Below are 21,776 nucleotides of genomic sequence, written 5' to 3'. Positions count from 1 at the left end.
GGACGGGGGACCGTCCCGGTCGACAGCCCGCGGACGGGGACCCGGCCGGTGGTCAGGCCGGGCGCACGCTGCCGTAGATCGGCATGTAGTAGATCGACTCCTCGCGGACGTTCGCGCCCGGCTTCGGCGCGTGGATCATCTTGCCGTCGCCCTTGTAGATGCCGACGTGGCTGATGTCGTCGTAGAAGAACACCAGGTCGCCGGGGAGCAGGTCCGCCGTGGCGACGCGCTTGCCGACCTTCACCTGGTCCCAGGTCGTACGCGGCAGCTGCACGCCCGCCGCCTTCCAGGCCGCGGCCGTCAGCCCCGAGCAGTCGTAACTGCTCGGGCCGGTGGCACCCCACACGTACGGCTTGCCGATCTGGTCGCGGGCGAAGGCGAGGACCTTCTCGGCCTTGGCCGCGTACGTACCGTCCGTGCCCCCCGAGCCGGTCTCCGTCCCGGTGCCCGTGCCCGTGCCCGTGCCGCCGCCGGTGGCGGGCGGCTGCTCCTTCTCCCGCGCCTCCTCCTGGCGCTTGCGCTCCGCGGCCTCCTCCTCGGCCTCCTCCTCGGCCTTCGCCTCGGCCTTGCGGCGCGCCTCCTGTTCCTTCTTCAGCTCCAGCGCGGCGAGCCGCGCCTTCTCCTCGGCCGTCAGCTCCGACAGCAGCGACCGCGCCGCCGCGAGCTTGTTCTGGACCTTCTGCTTGCCCGCCTTGAGCGAGTCCTGCGACTCCGTGAGCGTCTCCAGGCTCTTCGTCGCCTTGGCGCGCTGCTTGGCCGCGGACCGCTGCTCCTTCTGGAAGTCCTCGACGGCCTCCTGCTGGCGGTCGGTCAGCCGGTCCATCAGCTGGGTCTGTTCGAAGTACGACTCCGGGCTGTCGGCGAACATCAGGGCGGCCGTGGGGCCGACCGCGCCCGCGCGGTACTGCGCCGCCGCATACGTACCGAGGGAGCGCCGCGCCTCGTTGACCTTGTCGGCGCTCTTGGCGACGTCGTCCAGGACCCGGTCGACCGACTTGCGCTGGGTGTCGGTCGCTTCCTTCGCCTTGTTGTACTGCTGCGTCGCCGTACCGGCCTGCCGGTACAGGTCGTCGACCTTCTTCTGCACCTCTTCGACCGAGGGCTTGGGCTCGGTGGGCGCGGCGGTGGCGCTCTGCGTCGAGAGCAGCGTGACCGAGGCGAGCGCGGCCGTCGTGAAACCGACGGCCGGTGTGTTCGCGCGCACCCCGGTGCGGGTACGCGATTTACGATGCGACGCCAAGGTCGGCATCTCCTTCCGTGGACCGCCTACCGGGTTAGCTGTCGGGTTCGGGCGGAACGGAAGGTTGCCCTACGGGCCTGGGAGTACGGCCCGATTCACCCCGGTCGAACATGGTGGGTCCCCGGTTCCGAACTCCCTTCGGGGAAGCCCGGATTCGGCGCAGGCCGCCCGCTTGGCGCTGATCGCCGATGGAGTACGGACCGCCTCGGCGAGCACGCTAGCCAATCTGTGGTGCCGCTGTGAAGGTTGATGGCCGATATGCCCGATACATTTTCGTGACCTTTCGCATAAACGGTCGTGGGCGCTTCCGAAAACGGTCGCCCGGACCCCCGCGAGGCCAGGTGGCGGTTGGCTGTCAGTGCGGCACCCTAGACTCAGGAAGCGATGAGCAGCCTCTTTGACGACAGCTTCCTGGCGGACCTCCAGCCCTCGGCCGAGGAGCCCCCGCCGCCGCCCGAGGACACCGCGCCGGAGCAGGTGCCCGACGATCTCTTCGGAGGGAAGTTCGACGTGCCCCCGCCCAGGGATCCGTACCACCGCGACGGTGCGCCGCGCACGGTCGTGGACCCGGCGGCGCTGCTCGAAGGGCTGAACGACGAGCAGCGCGCCGCCGTCGTACACACCGGATCGCCGCTGCTCATCGTGGCCGGCGCGGGCTCGGGCAAGACGCGGGTGCTGACCCATCGGATCGCGCATCTGCTGGGGACCCGCAGTGTGCACCCGGGCGAAATACTGGCGATCACGTTCACCAACAAGGCCGCGGGCGAGATGAAGGAGCGCGTCGAGCAGCTCGTCGGACCGCGCGCGAACGCCATGTGGGTGATGACGTTCCACAGCGCCTGCGTGCGGATCCTGCGCCGCGAGTCGAAGCGGCTCGGCTTCACGTCCTCGTTCTCCATCTACGACGCGGCCGACTCCAAGCGGCTCATGGCCCTGGTCTGCCGCGATCTGGACCTCGACCCCAAGCGGCACCCCCCGAAGTCGTTCAGCGCCAAGATCTCGAATCTGAAGAACGAGCTGATCGACGAGGAGACCTTCGCAGGTCAGGCCGCGGACCCCTTCGAGAAGACGCTGGCCGAGGCGTACCGGATGTACCAGGCGAGGCTGCGCGAGGCCAACGCCCTGGACTTCGACGACATCATCATGACGACGGTCCATCTGCTCCAGGCGTTCCCGGACGTCGCCGAGCACTACCGCCGCCGCTTCCGCCACGTCCTGGTGGACGAGTACCAGGACACCAACCACGCGCAGTACACCCTGGTGCGTGAGCTGGTCGGCCCCTCGGGCGAGGGACACGACCCGGCCGAGCTGTGCGTCGTCGGCGACGCCGACCAGTCCATCTACGCGTTCCGGGGCGCCACGATCCGTAACATCCTCCAGTTCGAGGAGGACTATCCGAACGCCACGACGATCCTGCTGGAGCAGAACTACCGCTCCACGCAGACGATCCTCAGCGCGGCCAACGCGGTCATCGAGCGCAACGAGAGCCGGCGGCCCAAGAACCTCTGGACGAACGCGGGAGCGGGCGCCCAGATCATCGGATACGTGGCCGACACCGAGCACGACGAGGCGCAGTTCGTCGCCGACGAGATCGACCGCATGACGGACGCGTCGGAGGCCAAGGCGGGCGACGTCGCCGTCTTCTACCGGACGAACGCGCAGTCACGTGTGTTCGAGGAGATCTTCATCCGCGTCGGCCTGCCCTACAAGGTCGTCGGCGGGGTGCGCTTCTACGAGCGCAAGGAGGTCCGCGATGTGCTGGCCTATCTGCGGGTGCTCGCCAACCCGGAGGACAGCGTCCCGCTGCGCCGGATTCTGAACGTGCCCAAGCGCGGTATCGGCGACCGCGCCGAGGCGATGATCGACGCGCTCTCCGTACGGGAGAAGATCTCCTTCGCGCAGGCGCTGCGCCGGGTGGACGAGGCGTACGGCATGGCGGCCCGCTCGTCGAACGCGGTGAAGCGCTTCAACACGCTGATGGAGGAGCTGCGTACGGTCGTCGAGTCCGGCGCAGGTCCGGCGACGGTCCTGGAGGCCGTGCTGGAACGGACCGGGTATCTGGCGGAGTTGCAGGCGTCGACCGACCCGCAGGACGAGACGCGGATCGAGAATTTGCAGGAACTGGCCGCCGTGGCGCTGGAGTTCGAGCAGGAGAGGGCTCAGGCGGCCGGGGCGGACGCGGCGGGGGCCACGGACGCTGCGGCGACCGACGGCGGCGCGGGCGCGGCTTCCGGGGCCGACGCGGACGAGGCGGCCGCCGACGCGGACGCCCCCGCCGTGACCACGGCCGGCACACTCGCCGAGTTCCTGGAGCGGGTCGCGCTCGTCGCCGACTCCGACCAGATCCCCGACGAGGACGAGGACGGCTCCGGTGTCATCACGCTGATGACGCTGCACACGGCGAAGGGCCTGGAGTTCCCCGTCGTCTTCCTGACGGGCATGGAGGACGGCGTCTTCCCGCACATGCGGGCGCTGGGCCAGGCCAAGGAGTTGGAGGAGGAGCGCAGGCTGGCGTATGTCGGCATCACACGCGCCCGCGAGCGGCTCTACCTCACCCGGTCCTCGATGCGCAGCGCGTGGGGTCAGCCCTCGTACAATCCGCCGTCGCGCTTCCTGGAGGAGATTCCGGGCGAGTATCTGCAGTGGAAGCGCACCGGCCCGATGGCCGCCCCGGCCGGACCGACGTCGGGGATCACGTCCTCGCTGTCCTCGTCCCGCTCACGCTCGGGCCCGGCGGGCTTCGCCACCCGGCGCGCGACCGAGAAGCCGGTCATCTCGCTCGCGGTGGGGGACCGGGTCACGCACGACCAGTTCGGGCTCGGGACGGTCGTCACGGTGACGGGGTCGGGCGCCGACGCGCAGGCGACGATCGACTTCGGCGACTCCAAGCCGAAGCGGCTGCTGCTGCGCTACGCGCCGGTCGACAAGCTGTAGAAGCGCGCGGGCACACGAGTGCGGCGGGCCGCTGAGAACGAGGCCCGCCGCGCCGAAGCCGGTGCCGCTCGCTAGATGTTGAGCCCGTGGCCGCGCAGCCAGGACAGCGGGTCGATCGCCGAGCCGCCGCCCGGCCGTACTTCGAAGTGCAGGTGCGGACCGGTGGAGTTGCCCGAGTTCCCCGAGTACGCGATCTCGTCACCGGCCTTGACGGAGCCGGAGCGGATCTTCGTGCTGCTGAGGTGGCAGTACCAGGTCTCGGTGCCGTCGGCGGCGGTGACGATCGCCATGTTGCCGTAGGCGCCGTTCCATTGGGTACGGACGGTGCCGTCCGTCGCGGCCATCACCGGCGTGCCGTACGCGACGGGGAAGTCGATGCCCGTGTGCATCGACATCCAGTTGACGCCGGCCTGGCCGTAGTAGGCGCTGAGCGCGTGATTCGCGACGGGGATGGCGAACTTGGGGCGGGCGGCCTCCTTGGCCGCGGCCAGCGCGTCGCGCTTCTTCTTCTCCTCCGCCTGACGTTCCTTGAGGTCGATGCGCTCCTGGGTGCGGCTGGCGCGGTCTCCGAAGTCTCGTGCGTCGGCGTCGAGAGCGGCGAGTTGGGTGTCGAGCTTGTTGTTCACCGCGGCGGGCTTGACCGCGGCCGCGTCCGAGGCGGTGAGCGTGGTCGAGTCGTCCTTGGTCTCCTCGGCGCCGAGTCCGCCGACCGAGGCGGCGGCGATGCCGGCGACGCCCATCACACAGGCGGAGGGGACGGCGACGGTGAGCAGAGCCGAACGCTTCGCCGGTGTACGGCGCCTGCTGCGGCTGCCTCCGGCCGCCCGGCGGACGGGGCGGGGAGCGATGGTCGCGGCGGTGACGGTGGCCGCGGCCCCGACGAGCTGGTCCGCGTGTTCGGAATGGTCCGACTCGGGGTCGAGCGCCGATTCCGACACCTGTTCAGGCTCCGGACCGGGCGTGTCGTACTCGTGCTCGGTCTCGTACGCCGGCTGCTCGTATTCGGGCTGGTCGTACTCCGACTGTGCGAACTCGGCCGGCGCGAACTCGGCCTGCTCGTACTCGGTTTCGTGCTGGTGGTCGATCTCGGGCTCGTATGCGGCCGGTTCGTACGCGGCCGGTTCGTAGGCGGTGGGCTCGTACGCCCCCGGCTCGTACGTCGCGGTGTCGCCGTAGTACGGAGCCTGGGCCTGGACCTCGGCGTCGGCCTGGAACGGTACGTCCGGCTGTATGGCCGACGTTCCCGAGTTCCACGCGGTGGCGTCGTACGCGCCGGTGTCGGCCACGGGGGCCGCCCACTGATCGGCCGGGGTGTTCAGGCCGGTCGCGTCATATCCGTAACTGGCCGTCTGGTTGGCCTCGTTCCAGGCGTTGGCGTCCCACTGCCCGGTCGTGTCGTACGACTGCGCGGGCTGTGGGGACTGCTGGGCCTGTGCCGCGTACGCGTCGTACGCCTCGTACTGAACCTGGGGTGCCTGCGGCGCCTGCGTCGCGTAGGGGTCGTAACCCGCGTTCCACTGCGTCGAGTCGTAACTGCCGCTGTGGTCCGTCTCGTAAGTGACCGTGCCCGCCGGGCTCGTGCCCGGAAGCGCGCCGAAGAGCGGGTCACTGTCGAAGCTGCCTGTGGAATAGCCGTCGTGGGCGGCGTATCCGGCGTGGGGGTGCTGGTCGTTCACCAACTTCTCTCTCGCCTCGGCAGCAGAACCAGGCTTCTGGGGCCGTCTTGAGGAACGGTGGGACCCAGAAGGGAAAGCAGTGGCCGCGACTGTACCCGGCGGTATGCGACGGCGACAATCTTCGGCGGCTTCCGGGCGCTCTGGAAACGGGCATTCGGCCGTCTTTCGGCGGAGGGCGGGCACACCTTTGGCCCTACGTTCGAGACGCGTTCGATTTCCTGGGTGTCGGTGAGGTGTCGAACCGACATCGAATCGGATGTGGGCGCAACCTATTTCGATGCCGATGTTTGGACCGTCGACCGCCCTGGCTCGACCTCGTCCGCCCCTGTCGGGGTCCTCATGCCACCGATATCGCGCCGTCGGCCTGGTCCCCCGCGCGTTCTGTACCGCTTCCGGCCCATTCGGCCGCTTCGGCGAGCTGCGTCTCCGACAGCTCCGCCGCGTCGTCGTGCTCCAGGACGTATCGGATCCCGGCGGCGACGGCCGGGTGCACGGGCAGAGCGAGATGGCCGATACCGGTCACGCCCACGTTCTGCGCGACGAGGTCCGGATGCTCGACGCGGGCCGCCTCCACCGGTGACATGACCTGGTCGAGATCGCTCCAGAAGCTGACGAACCGGGTCCGGCAGCCGGGCGCCGGCTCCCGCAGCTCCTCGATCAGATCCGAGCCGGGCCGCATCTGCCGGACGACCGGGTGCGCGCTCGCGAGCGGGACGGCGGCGGTGCCCGCGTGGGGCGTGCCCATGGTGACCAGGGTCCGTACCCGTACGTCGCCACCCAGTCGCTGTACGTAATACCGGGCGATCAGGCCCCCGAGGCTGTGACCGACGATGTCCACCTCGCGGTGCCCCGTACGGGCGCAGACCTCCTCGATGTGCTGACCGAGCACCTCGGCCGCCAGCCGGATGTCGCTGGTCAGGGGCGAGAAATTGAGCGATTCGAGATGGCGCCAGCCGTGCCGGGCCAGCGAGCGGCGCAGCAGGACGAAGACGGACCTGTTGTCCACGAAGCCGTGCAGGAGCAGGACAGGCGGGCGGGAGCGGCCCTCGGTGGGCAGCGTGGCGGCCTCGGGGGGCAGCTCGGGCGCCGGGCGCTCCTTGGCGATGCCACCCGGATAGAGGACCAGATGACCGGCGAGGATCGCCATCTCCAGCACTGAGGCCCGCAGGAGGGTGACGGGCAGCTCCCAGGCCGCCGGCCGCCGTACCACGGACGGGAAAGGCGAGAAAAGCTCGGCGAAAGGCGGGATCTTCATTGACCTACCTCCCTACGCCACACGGGAAGCGACTCCCTTGCGGCTCCCGTGCCGGGTGGGGCCGGCACGACGCAGAGTGAACATGTCCCAATGTGTGATTTCCCCCTCCCCGGCCACCGCGAAACAGCGGCGTGCGAGATGCTGGGGATAACGTTCGTTCACATCTCCGTCCCTCGCCGGTACGGGGACCCGTGCCAATGACGACGAAGTCGGTATGTGGAGGCAGTGATGGGTGTGACCGGTCCGATCCGAGTGGTGGTGGCAAAACCGGGTCTCGACGGCCACGATCGCGGGGCCAAGGTCATCGCGCGAGCGTTGCGGGATGCGGGTATGGAGGTCATCTACACCGGGCTGCACCAGACGCCCGAGCAGATCGTGGACACCGCGATCCAGGAGGACGCCGACGCGATCGGTCTGTCGATCCTGTCCGGCGCGCACAACACTCTGTTCGCGAAGGTCATAGACCTGCTGGAGCAGCACGACGCGCTGGACATCAAGGTTTTCGGCGGCGGCATCATTCCGGAGGCGGACATCGCGCCGCTGAAGGAGAAGGGCGTGGCGGCGATCTTCACGCCGGGCGCGACGACGACGTCGATCGTGGACTGGGTGAACGCGAACGTGCGACAGCCGGCCGGCGCGTAGTCCCTGACGTTTCTGTTTTCGGGGACTTCTTGTCCTCAGGCGCCGGGCGGGCTCGGTGGGCCCGCGTCCGGCGGCTCGGGCTCGTCCGTCGGTTCCGTCGGCTCCGACAACCGCGCCGGCTCCGTCAGCTCCGACATCATCGCGGCGCGCAGCCGCAGCGTGGAGACCAGGCGCTGGAACGCCTCCGACCAGTAGCCGCCCGCTCCCGGTGACGCGCCTTCCGCCTCGTCCGGGGTGGCGGTGAGGATGTCCAGGTGGGGCGCCTCCGCCGGGTCCAGACAGCGTTCGGCGAGTCCCATCACGCCGCTGAAGCTCCACGGGTAACTCCCGCCGTCCCGCGCGATGTCGAGCGCGTCGACCACGGCGCGGCCCAGCGGCCCGGACCACGGCACCGCGCAGACGCCGAGGAGCTGGAACGCCTCCGACAGACCATGGGCGGCTATGAACTCGGCCACCCAGGACGCCCGTTCCGACACCGACAGGGTGGCGAGCAGCTTCGCCCGCTCCGCGAGCGACGACGCCCCCGGGCCGGTGGCCGGGGACGCGGTGGGCGGGCCCAGCAGGGCGCGCGCCCAGCGGGCGTCGCGCTGGCGGACGGCCGCGCGGCACCACGCCGCGTGCAGTTCGTCCGTCCAGTCGTCCAGGACCGGCAGTGTGACGATGTCCTCGGGCGTACGGTCCCCGAGCCGCTCCGGCCAGACCGACAGGGGGGTCGCCTCCACCAACTGGCCCAGCCACCACGACCGTTCGCCCCGGCCGCTGGGCGGTGTCGCGCTCACCCCGTCGCGCTGCATGGCCGCGTCGCACTCGTGCGGCGCCTCGACGATGACGGTGGGGCCCGTGGGGCCGCCGGTGCGGACCAGGCTCACGCACGTCGCCGCCCGCGCCGCCATCCGTCCGGCCAGCGCGGAGTTCGGCAGCGCGGACAGCAACTCCGCGGCGGTCGCGCGGACATTGCGGCTGCGGTCGGAGAGCGCCTCCTCAAGGAAGGGCTCGTCCAGGTCGGACAGTCCGGCGCGCAGCGAGTCGAGGAACATCAGCCGGTCCTCGGCGCGCTCCGTCGACCAGGTCGTGCCCAGCAGCGCCCGCGCCGCGGCCGGGTCCTGCGCGCGTACGCCTGCCAGCAGGGCGACGCGCTCGGCGAACAGTCCCTGCTCCCACAACTCCCTTACCGCTTCGGTGTCCTGGGCGCCCGGCAGGACGGCGCCGCCGGACGCGCCGCGCAGGGCGAACTTCCAGTCCGGGTTGAAGCGCGCGAGCCACAGGCCGCGCGGTCCGGCGAACGCGAGGGCGTGCGGCCGCAGATCGTTGCGCCCGCGCGCGGCGTCGAGCAGTGCGGGCAGCGCGGCGGCGGGGGCGCGGTACCCGTGGCCGTTGGCGGCGGTGAGCCACTGGGGAAGCAGTTCGGTGAGATCAGGGGTCGTACCGCGCCTGCCGCCCGTACCGGCGGGCGCCGAGCGGTCGGCCAGCAGTTGGGCCAGACGCCGGCGCGCGGGCTCCGGCAGTTCACGGCGGTCGTCACGGGGCGCCGGCTCCGGCCGGGCGGCGGCGCGCGCCGGGAGCAGACCGGCGCGCCGCCGCACCGTGTGGAGCGCGGCGGCGTCCAGCAGCGCGACGGGCGCGTCCTGGCCGGGAGCCACTGTCCCGGCGGGCGGGGTGCGGCGGTCGGTACCGAGGAGGGCGGACGTGACGAGGTCTTCCCAGGGGGTGGTGAGGGTCATCGGATGCCTCCGTATACGTATAGATAGGGGACGGGCCGTAGCGAGGCGGTCCCGGAGCGTTGGCCGGTCGCGCGGCTGGTGGGCGGCGACCGAGGACGAACCCACTACCGGGGACCCCTCAGGTCAGCCGGACCGTCTCCGGCGAGTCCGGCGACCACGCCGCGAGTGGGGTGAAGCCGCGATGGCCGCATTCGCCGAACACCGTCAGCGGGCCGCCCCCCGACAGCGCCACCAGCTTCCACAGGCCCGGTCGCGCCGACGACGACGGCGTGATCGGCAGGGCCGACTCCCCGTCCGCGTCGGCCAGTTGCCACCCGTCCCCGTCCGGGACGGGTATGACGTCCGTCAGCGTCACCGGCCACGACTCCAGCCACGGGTCCTCCCGCAGCGCCGAGCCGTACGCCTCCACCGCCGCCGTGGTCGTCCCGCCCGGCGGAGGTGTCCCCGTCGGCTCCGCGATGCCCACCTCCTCGCTCAGATCGGCGCGCAACTGCCCCGCCCCCGTGTGCGGCGTCAGCTCCGCCTCGATCACCAGGCCCACCGGCAGCGCCGGTTGCGGCGCACGGCCCGCCGCGCCGAACCCCAGCACCAGCGCCGTACGCCCCGACTCCCGCCCGTACAGCCAGATCCGGCGCGTGGTGATCTTGCCGTCCGACATGTCGTACTGCGCGAGGACCAGCCAGTGGTCCTTCACCGGCGGGCCGTCGGCGGGGGAGGGGAGACCCACCCGCGTACGCACCGTGGTGGCCAGGTCCGCGGGCAGCCGGTCGATCCCCAGCCAGCCCTGATCCAGCAGATGCAGCAGCGCCGACTCTTCGAGCAGCCGCACCGGCCAGCCCGCCCCCGAGCCCGGGATCGAGCCCAACTCCCGCACCCGCGCCGCCAGTCCGGGCGCCTGTGCGTCCACCATGCGCGCGGCCGTCTCCTCCCACAGGCCGTATCCCGACTGCTCGGCCGCCGCCAGCCCCCCGCGCAGCAGATCCGTCAGCCGCTGCTCAAGCTCCTGCGCCCCGCCCGTGATCCGTGCCGCCCTGCGCTCCGCCCGGCGCCTGGCCGCCTCCGGATCGGCCTGCCTGGCCGCCCCGCCGGCCTCCTCCTTCGCTTGCGTCCCCTGCTCCTCTCTCCGCTGCCTGCGGCCCCCCAGCCACTCCTCCGCCCAGTCGGGCGCCGCACCGTCCCCCACGTCCGCGACCGCCCGGACGGCGGAGGTTCCCTCGGCCGCCCAGAGCAGCAGCAGCCCCAGCGCGTGCTTGCACGGGAACTTCCGGCTCGGGCAACTGCACCTGTACGCGGGGCCTTTCGTATCTATCACCGTCCGATACGGCTTCTTCCCGCTCCCCTTGCACAGCCCCCACACGGCCCCCTCGCCGCTGCTGCCCGCCTCCGACCACGGTCCGGCCGCGCTCAGCCGGACCCCCGCCTTGCGTGACGCGTCGTCAGGCGCCAGGGCCAGCACCTGTTCCGTCGTCCACCGCACCCCCGCTTCATCCATGCCCACGACGTTAGGCGCCGCCACTGACAATCGGCCCTGACCTGCGGAGACGGTCGATTGTCAGTGGCATGGTGCACCGTGGAACACATACCCGGTCGAACGATCTGGAGGGGGATCCATGACCATGCCCGAAACGAGTGCGCCGACCGCCGAGACAGCCGCCGGGCCGGTCGGCGGGACCGTCGGCGCCGAGGTCCTGCGACCGCACGCCGAGGACGCCTTCGCCGACGAACTGGCGGCGCTCGCCGCCGCCGACGACCGGCCCCGGCCGGCCAGGTGGCGCCTCTCGCCCTGGGCGGTCGCGACGTACCTCCTCGGCGGCACGCTGCCCGACGGCACGGTCGTCACACCGAAGTACGTGGGCCCGCGCAGGATCATCGAGGTCGCCGTCACCACCCTCGCCACCGACCGCGCGCTGCTCCTCCTCGGCGTGCCCGGCACCGCCAAGACCTGGGTCTCCGAGCATCTGGCCGCCGCCGTCAGCGGTGACTCGACACTGCTGGTGCAGGGGACGGCGGGCACACCCGAAGAGGCCATCCGATACGGGTGGAACTACGCGCAGCTCCTCGCCCACGGACCGAGCCGCGACGCGCTCGTCTCCAGCCCCGTCATGCGCGCCATGGCGGAAGGCATGACCGCCCGGATCGAGGAGCTGACCCGTATCCCGGCCGACGTGCAGGACTCGCTCATCACGATCCTCTCCGAGAAGACCCTGCCCGTCCCGGAGTTGGGGCAGGAGATCCAGGCCGTCCGCGGGTTCAACGTGATCGCCACCGCCAACGACCGCGACCGGGGGATCAACGACCTGTCGAGCGCGCTGCGGCGCCGCTTCAACACCGTCGTCCTGCCGCTGCCCGCCACCGCCGAGGCGGAGGTCGACATCGTCTCGCGGCGCGTCGACCAGATCGGCCGCTCGCTCGACCTGCCGGGCGGCCTCGAAGGCATCGCCGAGATCCGCCGGGTCGTCACGGTCTTCCGCGAACTGCGCGACGGCGTCACGGCCGACGGCCGCACGAAGGTCAAGTCCCCGTCCGGGACGCTCTCCACGGCCGAGGCGATCTCCGTCGTCACCAACGGCCTCGCTCTCGCGGCGCACTTCGGCGACGGCGTGCTGCGCCCCGGCGACGTCGCGTCCGGCATCCTCGGCGCCGTCGTCCGCGACCCGGCGGCCGACCGGGTCATCTGGCAGGAGTATGTGGAGACGGTCGTGCGCGAGCGGGACGGCTGGAAGGACTTCTACCGCGCCTGCCGAGAGGCCGGAGCGTGACGACGCCGGACCGCGGAACGGACGCGTTCCCGTCCCGGCCGGCCGGGAGCGGGCCGTTGCTGCTCGGCGTCCGCCACCACGGGCCCGGCTCCGCCCGCGCCGTACGGGCCGCGCTCGACGCCGCGTCGCCGTCGGCCGTCCTGATCGAAGGCCCGCCCGAGGGTGACGCGTTGGTGGCCCTCGCGGGGGATCCCCGGATGCGCCCGCCCGTCGCGCTGCTCGCGCACGCCGTGGACGATCCGGGGCGCGCGGCGTTCTGGCCGCTGGCCGAGTTCTCCCCGGAGTGGGTCGCGATCCGCTGGGCCCTCGCCCATGACGTCCCGGTCCGCTTCATCGACCTTCCCGCGACGCACTCGCTGGCGTTCACGGACACGGACAGGGACACGGACACGCAGAGAGGTAGGGACGAGGACGAGACGACGGACGGCGGGACGCGCCCCGAGCCCGAGCCCGATCCCGGCGCCTCAGCAAGGGCGTTGCGCATCGATCCGCTCGCCGTCCTCGCCGAAGCCGCCGGATACGACGACGCCGAGCGATGGTGGGAAGACGTCGTGGAGCACCGGGGAAGCACCGCCGCCGACGACCCGTTCGCGCCGTTCGCCGCCCTCGGCGAGGCCATGGGCGCCCTGCGCGAGGAGTACGGCGACGGCGGGCACCGGCGCGACCAGGTCCGCGAGGCGTACATGCGGATCCAACTCCGCACCGCCCGAAAGGAGTTCGGCGACGACCGCGTCGCCGTCGTCTGCGGAGCCTGGCACGTGCCCGCACTCGACACGGGGACGACCACGGCCACCGCCGACCGCGCGCTGCTCAAGGGACTGCCCAAGGTCAAGTCCGAGCTGACCTGGGTGCCCTGGACCCACCAGAGGCTGGCCAGGCACAGCGGCTACGGCGCCGGCATCGACTCTCCCGGCTGGTACGGACACCTCTTCGGCGCACCCGACCGCCCCGTGACGCGCTGGATGACCAAGGTCGCCGGTCTGCTGCGCGAGGAGGACCAGCCCGTCTCCTCCGCCCACGTCATCGAGGCCGTCCGCCTCGCCGAGACCCTGGCCACCATGCGCGGCCGGCCGCTCGCCGGACTCACCGAGACGACCGACGCCATCCGTGCCGTCATGTGCGACGGATCCGACGTGCCACTCGCGCTCATCAGGAACCGGCTCATCGTCGGGGACGTCCTGGGCGAAGTCCCCGACTCCGCGCCCGCCGTGCCGCTGCAGCGCGATCTGACCCGGCTCCAGCGCTCACTGCGGCTCAAGCCGGAAGCCCTGGAGCGCGAGCTGGACCTCGACCTCCGTAAGGAGACCGACGCCGGCCGGAGCCGGATGCTGCACCGGCTGCGGCTGCTCGGCATCGGCTGGGGCGAACCGGCCGCGGGCCGCGGCAGCACGGGCACCTTCCGCGAGAGCTGGCGGCTGCGCTGGGAGCCCGAGTTGTACGTACGGGTTGCCGAGGCCGGGGTCTGGGGCACCACGGTCCTCTCGGCGGCCACCGCCAAGGCCGAGTCGCAGGCGGTGTCGGCGACCGCGCTCTCCGAGGTCACCGCCCTCGCCGAGCAGTGCCTCCTGGCCGAACTGACCGACGCGCTGCCCGTGGTGATGAAAGCCCTCGCGGACCGCGCCGCGCTCGACGCCGACGTCGGCCACCTCGCCCAGGCACTGCCCGCGCTCGCCCGCTCGCTGCGCTACGGAGACGTACGGTCCACCGACACGGCGGCGCTCGCCGAGGTCGCCGCCGGGCTCGCCGAGCGGATCTGCGTCGGACTGCCGCCCGCCTGCGCCGCGCTCGACCCGGACGGCGCGGCCGAGATGCGCGGCCACCTCGACAGCGTCCACACCGCGATCGGACTCCTGCCCGACGCCGCCGACCGCCCCGCCGGGGACCTGGCCGGCCGCTGGACCGCCGTGCTGCGCAAACTGGCCGCGCGGGACACCGTGCCCGGCGTCGTCCGGGGCAGATCCACCCGGCTGCTCCTGGACGACGGGCGCCTCCCCGAGGACGAGGCCGCACGCCTCATGGGCCTCGCCCTGTCGCCCGGCACCCCGCCGGCCGACGCGGCGGCCTGGATCGAGGGGTTCGTCGGAGGAGCGTCCGGCGGCGGCATGCTCCTGGTCCACGACGAACGGCTGCTCGCCCTCGTGGACACCTGGCTGACCGGGGTGCCGGACGGCTCGTTCACCGACGTACTGCCCCTGCTGCGCCGTACGTTCTCCGCGTACGAGCCCGGAGTGCGCCGCACACTCGGCGAGTTGGTCCGGCGCGGACCGGCGGGCGGCGGCGCGCGGCCCGACCGTGCCGAGGCGGGGATCCCCGGCTTCGGAGCCGCCGTCGACGAGACCCGCGCGGACGCGGTCCTCCCGGTCCTGCGCCTGCTCCTCGGCGGACCCGCGGCGGCCGGGAACGACAACGACAACGACCTTGCGGGGGTGGCCCGATGACCACGGCCGGGACGACGACGGACGACGCGACTCACCAGACGGCAGGCAACACGGCAGGCAGCGCGACCGACAACACAGCAGGCAACACAGAGGGCAACACGGCGGGCAGCAGGGCCGGCGACGCGGCCGACGAGCGGCTTAGGCGCTGGCGGCTGGTCCTCGGCGGCGACTCCGCCGACGGCACCGGACGGTCGCTCACCGGCCAGGACGCGGCGATGGACGGCGCGTTGACCGCCCTCTACGGAGGCGGCGGCACCGGCGCGCCCAGGAAGGGCGGCGGCAGCCGCTCCGCGGGACTCGGCGCCTCCGCCCCCTCGGTCGCCCGCTGGCTCGGCGACATCCGGACCTACTTCCCCAGCTCCGTCGTCCAGGTCATGCAGCGCGACGCGATCCAGCGCCTCGGACTCTCCGCGCTCCTGCTCGAACCGGAGATGCTGGAGGCCGTCGAGGCGGACGTCCATCTCGTCGGCACGCTCCTCTCGCTCAACAAGGCCATGCCCGAGACGACCAAGGAGACGGCGCGCGCCGTCGTACGGAAGGTCGTCGCCGACATCGAGAAGCGGCTCGCCACCCGCACCCGGGCCACGCTCACCGGCGCCCTCGACCGCTCCGCGCGGATCAACCGGCCGCGCCACCGGGACATCGACTGGGACCGCACGATCCGCGCGAACCTCAAGAACTACCTGCCGGAGTACGGCACGATCGTCCCCGAACGCCTCATCGGATACGGCCGCGCCTCGCAGTCCGTGAAGAAGGAGATCGTCCTCTGCATCGACCAGTCCGGGTCGATGGCGGCGTCGGTCGTCTACGCCTCCGTCTTCGGCGCGGTCCTCGCCTCGATGCGCTCCATCTCCACCCGCCTCGTCGTCTTCGACACCGCCGTCGTCGACCTCACCGACCAACTGGACGACCCGGTGGACGTCCTGTTCGGCACCCAGCTCGGCGGCGGCACGGACATCAACCGCGCGCTCGCCTACTGCCAGTCGCGGATCACCCGGCCCGCCGACACCGTCGTCGTACTGATCAGCGATCTCTACGAGGGCGGCATCCGCAACGAGATGCTGAAGCGGGTCGCCGCGATGAAGGCGTCCGGCGTGCAGTTCGTGACACTGCTCGCGCTGTCCGACGAGGGCGCGCCCGCCTACGACCGCGACCACGCGGCGGCGCTGGCCGCACTCGGCGCACCGGCCTTCGCCTGCACCCCGGACCTGTTCCCGGAAGTGATGGCCGCGGCCATCGAGAAGCGACCCCTACCGATACCGGACACGGCGTAGCCGGGGCGCCGGGAGTGTGTCTGTGACAGGTATCACCGCTCAGGGGTGATCTGTGATTTAGGGGTCCACCGCCCACGGGGATAACCTGCGAGACGGACATGCCGCGCTCCGGGACTCCCTCTGCGCCTTCCTTGTGACAAGTGCAGTCACGTTGCCCATCGCGGCACGCCCACGCAGATTACGAACCGCGATCACTGCGAATCTTAGAAGACAGACAAGGGACGGACGCGCGTGGACCTGTTCGAGTACCAGGCGAGGGACCTCTTCGCCAAGCACGGTGTACCGGTGCTGGCCGGTGAAGTCATCGAAACGCCTGAGGCGGCGCGCGAGGTGACGACGCGTCTCGGCGGCAAGGCTGTCGTCAAGGCGCAGGTCAAGGTCGGTGGCCGAGGCAAGGCCGGCGGCGTGAAGCTGGCCTCCGACCCTGCCGACGCGGTCGCCAAGGCAGACGCCATTCTGGGCATGGACATCAAGGGCCACACGGTCCACAAGGTGATGCTGGCCCAGACGGCGGACATCGCGGAGGAGTACTACGTCTCCTTCCTCCTCGACCGCACCAACCGCACCTTCCTGGCCATGGCCTCCGTCGAGGGCGGCGTGGAGATCGAGGTCGTCGCCGAGGAGAACCCCGACGCGCTCGCCAAGATCCCGGTCGACGCCAACGAGGGCTGCACCCCGGAGAAGGCCGCCGAGATCGTCGCCGCGGCGAAGTTCCCGGCCGAGATCGCCGGCCAGGTCGCCGACGTCCTCCAGCAGCTGTGGACCGTCTTCATCAAGGAAGACGCCCTGCTCGTCGAGGTCAACCCGCTGATCAAGTCCGGTGACGGCAAGATCATCGCGCTGGACGGCAAGGTCTCGCTCGACGAGAACGCCGACTTCCGCCAGCCCGACCACGAGGCTCTTGAGGACAAGGCCGCGGCCAACCCCCTCGAGGCCGCGGCCAAGGCCAAGGGCCTCAACTACGTCAAGCTCGACGGCGAGGTCGGCATCATCGGCAACGGCGCCGGGCTCGTCATGAGCACCCTCGACGTCGTCGCGTACGCGGGCGAGGCGCACGGCGGCGTGAAGCCCGCCAACTTCCTCGACATCGGCGGCGGCGCGTCGGCCGAGGTCATGGCGAACGGCCTGGAGATCATCCTCGGCGACCCGGACGTCAGGTCCGTCTTCGTCAACGTCTTCGGCGGTATCACCGCGTGCGACGAGGTCGCCAACGGCATCGTCCAGGCCCTGGAGCTGCTCAAGTCCAAGGGTGAGACGGTCAGCAAGCCCCTGGTCGTGCGCCTCGACGGCAACAACGCGGAGCTGGGTCGCAAGATCCTCTCGGACGCCAACCACCCGCTCGTACAGCGTGTGGACACCATGGACGGCGCGGCCGACAAGGCCGCCGAGCTCGCGGCTGCGAAGTAAAGGTAAAGGTCACCAACACCATGGCTATTTTCCTGACCAAGGAAAGCAAGGTCATCGTCCAGGGGATGACCGGTGCCACCGGCATGAAGCACACCAAGCTCATGCTCGCTGACGGCACCAACATCGTCGGCGGAGTCAACCCGCGCAAGGCCGGCACGTCCGTCGACTTCGACGGCACCGAGGTCCCGGTCTTCGGCTCCGTCAAGGAAGCGATCGAGAAGACCGGCGCCGACGTGTCCGTCCTCTTCGTGCCGCCGGCCCACGCCAAGGCCGCCGTCGTCGAGGCCATCGACGCCGAGATCGGTCTCGCCGTCGTCATCACCGAGGGCATCGCGGTGCACGACTCCGCCGCCTTCTGGGCGTACGCGTCGAGCAAGGGCAACAAGACCCGGATCATCGGCCCGAACTGCCCCGGTCTCATCACGCCCGGCCAGTCCAACGCCGGCATCATCCCGGGCGACATCACCAAGCCCGGCCGCATCGGTCTCGTGTCCAAGTCCGGCACGCTGACCTATCAGATGATGTACGAGCTGCGTGACATCGGCTTCTCGTCCGCCATCGGCATCGGCGGCGACCCGGTCATCGGTACGACGCACATCGACGCCCTAAATGCGTTCGAGGCCGACCCCGACACCGACCTCATCGTGATGATCGGCGAGATCGGCGGCGACGCCGAGGAGCGCGCGGCCGACTTCATCGCCAAGCACGTGACCAAGCCGGTCGTCGGCTACGTCGCGGGCTTCACGGCGCCCGAGGGCAAGACGATGGGCCACGCCGGCGCCATCGTCTCCGGCTCGTCGGGCACCGCGGCGGCCAAGAAGGAGGCCCTTGAGGCCGCGGGCGTCAAGGTCGGCAAGACGCCGACCGAGACGGCCGGTCTTGCCCGAGCCATTCTCGCGGGCTGACCCTTGGCGGTACGGTCGTACGGAGTACGGCAGTTGTACTGCTGCACAACGCGCGTGGGCCCGCACCTTTCAGGTGGTGCGGGCCCACGCGCGTTGTCGTCGCCGGACACCGACACAGACACGGCCGTGGCCGTGGCCGTGGCCGTCAGGGGATCCGGGGCAGCAGCCGCTCCGGCCCGTTCAGCGGTACGGCGCGGAGCTTGGCGCGCAGCTTCAGGTCCTGCTTGCTCAGCTTCTGCGGCCCCATCGGCGCCGGGACGCCGCCAACTCGCTGGCCGGGCGCGGGCGTCGGCTCGTACTGCCGGGGCGCCGTGACGACCGTGTACGCCGTCGCCCCGATGATCAGCACGGTCACGGCGATCGCGGCGCGCGTCCAGAACTTGGCGCGGCGCTCGCTGCCCAGCCGCACGGCCGGCGCGCTCGCGACCGCCGGCGCGGACACCGTCTCCGTCAGCTCCCGCAGCCGCTCGTGCAGGACTTGGTCGTCGCCGAGGTCGGGCAACTGCTCGGCCACCGCCTCACGCGCGTGCAGCAGTCGGTTCGCGGCGGCCGGGGTGGTGGCCTCGGTCTCGGCGGCCGTCTCGGGCAGGTCGAGCCCCAGACCGTCGTAGAGCAGCAGCGTGCGCCGGTACATCGGCGGCAGGTCGAGCAGCGCCCGGCGCAGCGCGCGCCCCTCGCGCGCGCCGTTGGGCGGGTCCGGATGGCGGTGGGCGCGGCGGAACCGGTGCCAGGGCGAGGTCGCGTAGTCGTACGCCGCCCCCCGCACCCAGCCGGCGGGATCGCGGTCGACGGCGACCTCGGGCCACCGGTGCCAGGCCAGATGGAAGGCGCGCTCGACGGACTCCTGGGCGAGGGTGCGGCGCCCGGTGAGCAGATACGTCTGGCGTACGAGCGCGGGGGAGGCGTACGCGTACAGCTCGTCGAACGCCTGGGCGGGCGTGAGCTTCGCGGCCTCGGCTGCGGCGGCCCCGGCGAGGGCCTCGGCTTTCTCCTTGCGGCGCTGGGCGTTCTGCCGGGAGCGGCTGTCGGCCTCGACCGCGCGGACCGGGCGGCGGCTGAGCGGCTTCTTGCGGGAGGGGGCGGGCTCGCCGGGGAGGATCTCCTGGAGGGAGGGGGCCTCGTCGGTCGTGGTGCCGACCTCGACCTCGACCTCGACCTCGGTGTCGGTCTCCGACCCCGACGCCTTCGCGGGAGCCGTTGGCGGCTGCTTCGTCGGCTTCTGCGGCTTCTCCGCTGCGGCGTTCGCCGAGCTTCCGGAGTTGCCCGAGTTCTTCGACCGCTTCTTCCGCTTCGCGCGCTTCTTCTCGTCGAGTTCCGCCGCGTACGCCGCCAGCAGCCGGGCGTACGCCTCGCGCTTGCGCCCCTGCGGAGCCGTACGCCCGGTCTCCCAGGCCCGGACCGTCGTCTGGGTGACCCCCAGCGCGACCGCGACCTGCTTCTCGGTCATGGCCTTCGCCTCGCGCAGTCTGCGCCGCTCCTTGGGGGAGGGGAGCGGGGGCACCGAGGAGGTGGAAGTGGTGCTCTGCGTCATGGCGAACTCCCCGCAGCACTGTACTGGCCGAAAAAGTACATAAACGTATATTGAGCGACACAGCGGCTATCCGCCTGTTACGCGGTTTAAGCGCGTGTCGTTGGGAGCATGGCGCCGTGACCCAAGTGAGCGAGCGCAGCACCACGTTGTCCTCGGCCTCGGCCGCCGAGCGGGGCCGGGCCGCCGCGCTGACCGCCGCGTTCCTCCGGGGAGGTCTCGCCGCGGGCCTCGGCCTCGGCGGTCTCGCCGTGCTGGTCATCGCGGCCTGGATCAGCTCGCCGTACCCCGACAGCGGCGCCGGCGGCGCCCTGCACATCGCGGCGGCGCTCTGGCTGCTGGCCCACGGCGCGGAGCTGGTACGGCCCGACACGCTGTCCGGGGTGCCCGCGCCGATCGGAGTCGTACCCCTGCTGGTCGTGGCCCTGCCGGTGTGGCTGGTCTACCGCTCCTCCCGCGACGCGCTGGAACCGGAGGAGGGCCGGCCGCAGCTCACGGCGCTCGGCGCGCTGTGCACGGTCGCGGGCGGATATCTGCTGGTCGGCGCGGCCGTCGTGGTCTACGCGCGGGGCGGGCCGATCTCCACCGACACGCTCGACACGGCGCTCACGCTGCCCCTGGTGCCGGTGCTGTCCGCCGCCGCCGGGGTGTGGGTGGGCAGCGGCAGGCCGATGAGTCCGCTGCTGGGCCGGCTGCCCGGCCTCAGGGGTTCGGCCGCGAGTGCCGGCGGGGACGCGGCGACGGCAGGGAGGCGCCGCAGGGCCGTCGTCGTGCTGCGGGCGACGACCGCCGGGACGGCGGTGCTGCTGGGCGGCGGGCTTCTGCTGGTCGCCTGCTCGCTGTTGTGGCACGCGGACGCCGCCCAGGAATCGTTCCTGCAACTGGCGGCGGCCTGGTCCGGACGGGTCGCCGTACTGCTGCTGTCCCTCGCCCTGCTCCCGAACGCGGCGGTGTGGGGCGCCTCGTACGCCCTCGGCCCCGGCTTCGCACTCGGCACCTCGGCGACCGTCTCGCCGCTCGCCGTCACGGGCAGCCCCGCGCTGCCGCCCTTCCCGCTGCTGGCGGCCGTGCCGGCCGAGGGGCCCGGCATGGCGGTGACCTGGGCGGCGGGCGCCGTGCCGCTGGTGGCCGGGCTGACGATCGCCTGGTTCACGGTACGAGTCGCGGCCCCGCCCTACGCCGAACGGGACGAGGCCTGGAGCGTGCGCGACACCGCCCTCGCCGCGGCGCTCGCCGGGGCCGGGTGCGGGGTGCTGACGGCGGCGCTGGCCGCGGTGGCGGGCGGGCCGATGGGGACGGGGCGGCTGGTGGAGTTCGGGCCGGTGTGGTGGCTCACCGGGGCGGCGGCGCTGGCCTGGACGGTGGGCATCGGCGTACCGGCGGCGCTGCTGGTACGGGCCTGGCGGCTGCGCGAACGGCGCGTGGCGGACCACGCGGACCACGCGGACGATGCGGATGACGCGGACAAGGTGGAGGAGGCAGGAGAGATGGGCGAGACGAACGAGGTGGTGGTCGAGGAGAGGGAGACGGTGGGCCAGTCGTCGGACGTACCGGCAGCGGCAGCCGCAGCGAAGACTCCCTGGTGGCGACGGGTGCCGTGGCGGCGACGCGAGGCGGCGGCCGAGAAGGAACCGGACACGGCCATGGACGACGAACCCGAGAAGGCCGAGAGCGGTGACGCACCGCCCACGCTGGACGGGGCGGATCCGGCGGAGGCGTCGTACGACTTCCTGCCGATGGACGCCTGGCACGACCGGGAAGCCCAGGAGGCGCGCTGGGCCGCGATCAAGCAGGCGTCCGGCGGCCTGATGACCGACTTCTCGCCGACCGCCGCGCCGCAGCCCGGATCCGGGTCGGAGGCTGAGTCTTCACCAGATGCCGAGGCCAAGCCCGAGCCCCAGCCGGAGGCCAAGCCCGAGCCCCAGCCCGACCCGAAGGCGGCCGACTGATCCACACCACTCGAACGAGCGGCGGCCCCGCCCCTCCCTGAATTGGGA

General features: G+C 71.9%; 14 protein-coding genes and 1 riboswitch. Of the genes, 8 read left to right on the top strand and 6 right to left on the bottom strand.

All coding sequences use genetic code 11. The annotated features are described in order from the left end of the window. Nucleotides 1-52: 52 nt before the first annotated feature. Nucleotides 53-1,249, bottom strand: a complete 1,197-nt coding sequence (locus ACFUN8_RS30370) for an NlpC/P60 family protein (RefSeq protein WP_383644526.1) — start codon at nucleotides 1,247-1,249, stop codon at nucleotides 53-55. Beyond that, nucleotides 1,248-1,410: riboswitch (cyclic di-AMP (ydaO/yuaA leader) on the bottom strand. Its footprint overlaps the gene before it by 2 nt. Nucleotides 1,411-1,624: 214 nt before the next feature. Here ACFUN8_RS30370 and ACFUN8_RS30365 point away from each other — a divergent pair. Continuing rightward, on the top strand, nucleotides 1,625-4,174 hold the full coding sequence (locus tag ACFUN8_RS30365; RefSeq protein WP_383644523.1) for an ATP-dependent DNA helicase: 2,550 nt from the start codon (nucleotides 1,625-1,627) through the stop codon (nucleotides 4,172-4,174). Nucleotides 4,175-4,245: 71 nt separating this feature from the next. On the opposite strand, the gene ACFUN8_RS30360 is transcribed toward ACFUN8_RS30365, so the two are convergent. Continuing rightward, nucleotides 4,246-5,850: a peptidoglycan DD-metalloendopeptidase family protein gene (locus tag ACFUN8_RS30360; RefSeq protein WP_383644520.1), complete on the bottom strand. Its 1,605-nt coding sequence runs from the start codon at nucleotides 5,848-5,850 to the stop codon at nucleotides 4,246-4,248. 337 nt (nucleotides 5,851-6,187) lie between these two features. Then, the gene (locus tag ACFUN8_RS30355; RefSeq protein ID WP_383644517.1) at nucleotides 6,188-7,105 is read right to left on the bottom strand and encodes a lipase family alpha/beta hydrolase; all 918 of its coding nucleotides are present in this window, start codon (nucleotides 7,103-7,105) and stop codon (nucleotides 6,188-6,190) included. A 228-nt stretch (nucleotides 7,106-7,333) separates the two neighbouring features. Between ACFUN8_RS30355 and ACFUN8_RS30350 the strand changes: the two genes are divergently transcribed. Continuing rightward, a complete protein-coding gene (locus ACFUN8_RS30350) occupies nucleotides 7,334-7,747 on the top strand; it encodes a cobalamin B12-binding domain-containing protein (protein ID WP_023539238.1) in 414 nt (137 codons plus the stop codon). A gap of 35 nt (nucleotides 7,748-7,782) precedes the next feature. Here the strand turns inward: ACFUN8_RS30350 and ACFUN8_RS30345 are convergent, their stop codons facing one another. Both ACFUN8_RS30345 and ACFUN8_RS30340 read right to left on the bottom strand, forming a co-directional pair. Beyond that, nucleotides 7,783-9,468, bottom strand: a complete 1,686-nt coding sequence (locus ACFUN8_RS30345; protein WP_383644514.1) for a DUF5691 domain-containing protein — start codon at nucleotides 9,466-9,468, stop codon at nucleotides 7,783-7,785. Between the two features lie 118 nt (nucleotides 9,469-9,586). Next, the gene (locus tag ACFUN8_RS30340) at nucleotides 9,587-10,960 is read right to left on the bottom strand and encodes an SWIM zinc finger family protein (protein ID WP_383644511.1); all 1,374 of its coding nucleotides are present in this window, start codon (nucleotides 10,958-10,960) and stop codon (nucleotides 9,587-9,589) included. A 118-nt stretch (nucleotides 10,961-11,078) separates the two neighbouring features. On the opposite strand from ACFUN8_RS30340, the gene ACFUN8_RS30335 reads away from it, so the two are divergent. From ACFUN8_RS30335 to sucD, 5 genes are all read left to right on the top strand, one after another. Beyond that, nucleotides 11,079-12,227: an AAA family ATPase gene (locus ACFUN8_RS30335; protein WP_383644508.1), complete on the top strand. Its 1,149-nt coding sequence runs from the start codon at nucleotides 11,079-11,081 to the stop codon at nucleotides 12,225-12,227. Next, nucleotides 12,224-14,665, top strand: a complete 2,442-nt coding sequence (locus ACFUN8_RS30330) for a DUF5682 family protein (protein WP_383644505.1) — start codon at nucleotides 12,224-12,226, stop codon at nucleotides 14,663-14,665. The genes ACFUN8_RS30335 and ACFUN8_RS30330 overlap by 4 nt, the downstream gene beginning before the upstream one ends. Then, on the top strand, nucleotides 14,662-15,939 hold the full coding sequence (locus tag ACFUN8_RS30325) for a VWA domain-containing protein (RefSeq protein WP_383644502.1): 1,278 nt from the start codon (nucleotides 14,662-14,664) through the stop codon (nucleotides 15,937-15,939). The genes ACFUN8_RS30330 and ACFUN8_RS30325 overlap by 4 nt, the downstream gene beginning before the upstream one ends. A 231-nt stretch (nucleotides 15,940-16,170) precedes the next feature. Then, nucleotides 16,171-17,346 (top strand): ADP-forming succinate--CoA ligase subunit beta, encoded by a 1,176-nt coding sequence (gene sucC / locus ACFUN8_RS30320; RefSeq protein WP_383644499.1) that lies wholly within the window; start codon nucleotides 16,171-16,173, stop codon nucleotides 17,344-17,346. Nucleotides 17,347-17,366: 20 nt separating this feature from the next. After that, nucleotides 17,367-18,251 (top strand): succinate--CoA ligase subunit alpha, encoded by an 885-nt coding sequence (gene sucD, locus ACFUN8_RS30315; protein ID WP_383644496.1) that lies wholly within the window; start codon nucleotides 17,367-17,369, stop codon nucleotides 18,249-18,251. 145 nt (nucleotides 18,252-18,396) lie between these two features. Here sucD and ACFUN8_RS30310 read toward each other — a convergent pair whose 3' ends face one another. Further along, complete coding sequence (locus ACFUN8_RS30310) at nucleotides 18,397-19,782, bottom strand: helix-turn-helix domain-containing protein (RefSeq protein WP_383644493.1); 1,386 nt, start codon at nucleotides 19,780-19,782, stop codon at nucleotides 18,397-18,399. A gap of 116 nt (nucleotides 19,783-19,898) precedes the next feature. Between ACFUN8_RS30310 and ACFUN8_RS30305 the strand changes: the two genes are divergently transcribed. After that, nucleotides 19,899-21,728 carry a DUF6350 family protein gene (locus ACFUN8_RS30305; protein WP_383644490.1) on the top strand — a complete coding sequence of 610 codons (1,830 nt, stop codon included), beginning with the start codon at nucleotides 19,899-19,901 and terminating at the stop codon, nucleotides 21,726-21,728. The last annotated feature ends 48 nt before the right edge of the window (nucleotides 21,729-21,776 follow it).

The sequence above is a fragment of the Streptomyces sp. NPDC057307 genome (assembly GCF_042667665.1).
GTDB lineage: Bacteria > Actinomycetota > Actinomycetes > Streptomycetales > Streptomycetaceae > Streptomyces.
The sequence above is the reverse complement of the archived record's forward strand: the minus strand, read 5'-3'. Positions and strand labels throughout refer to the sequence as shown.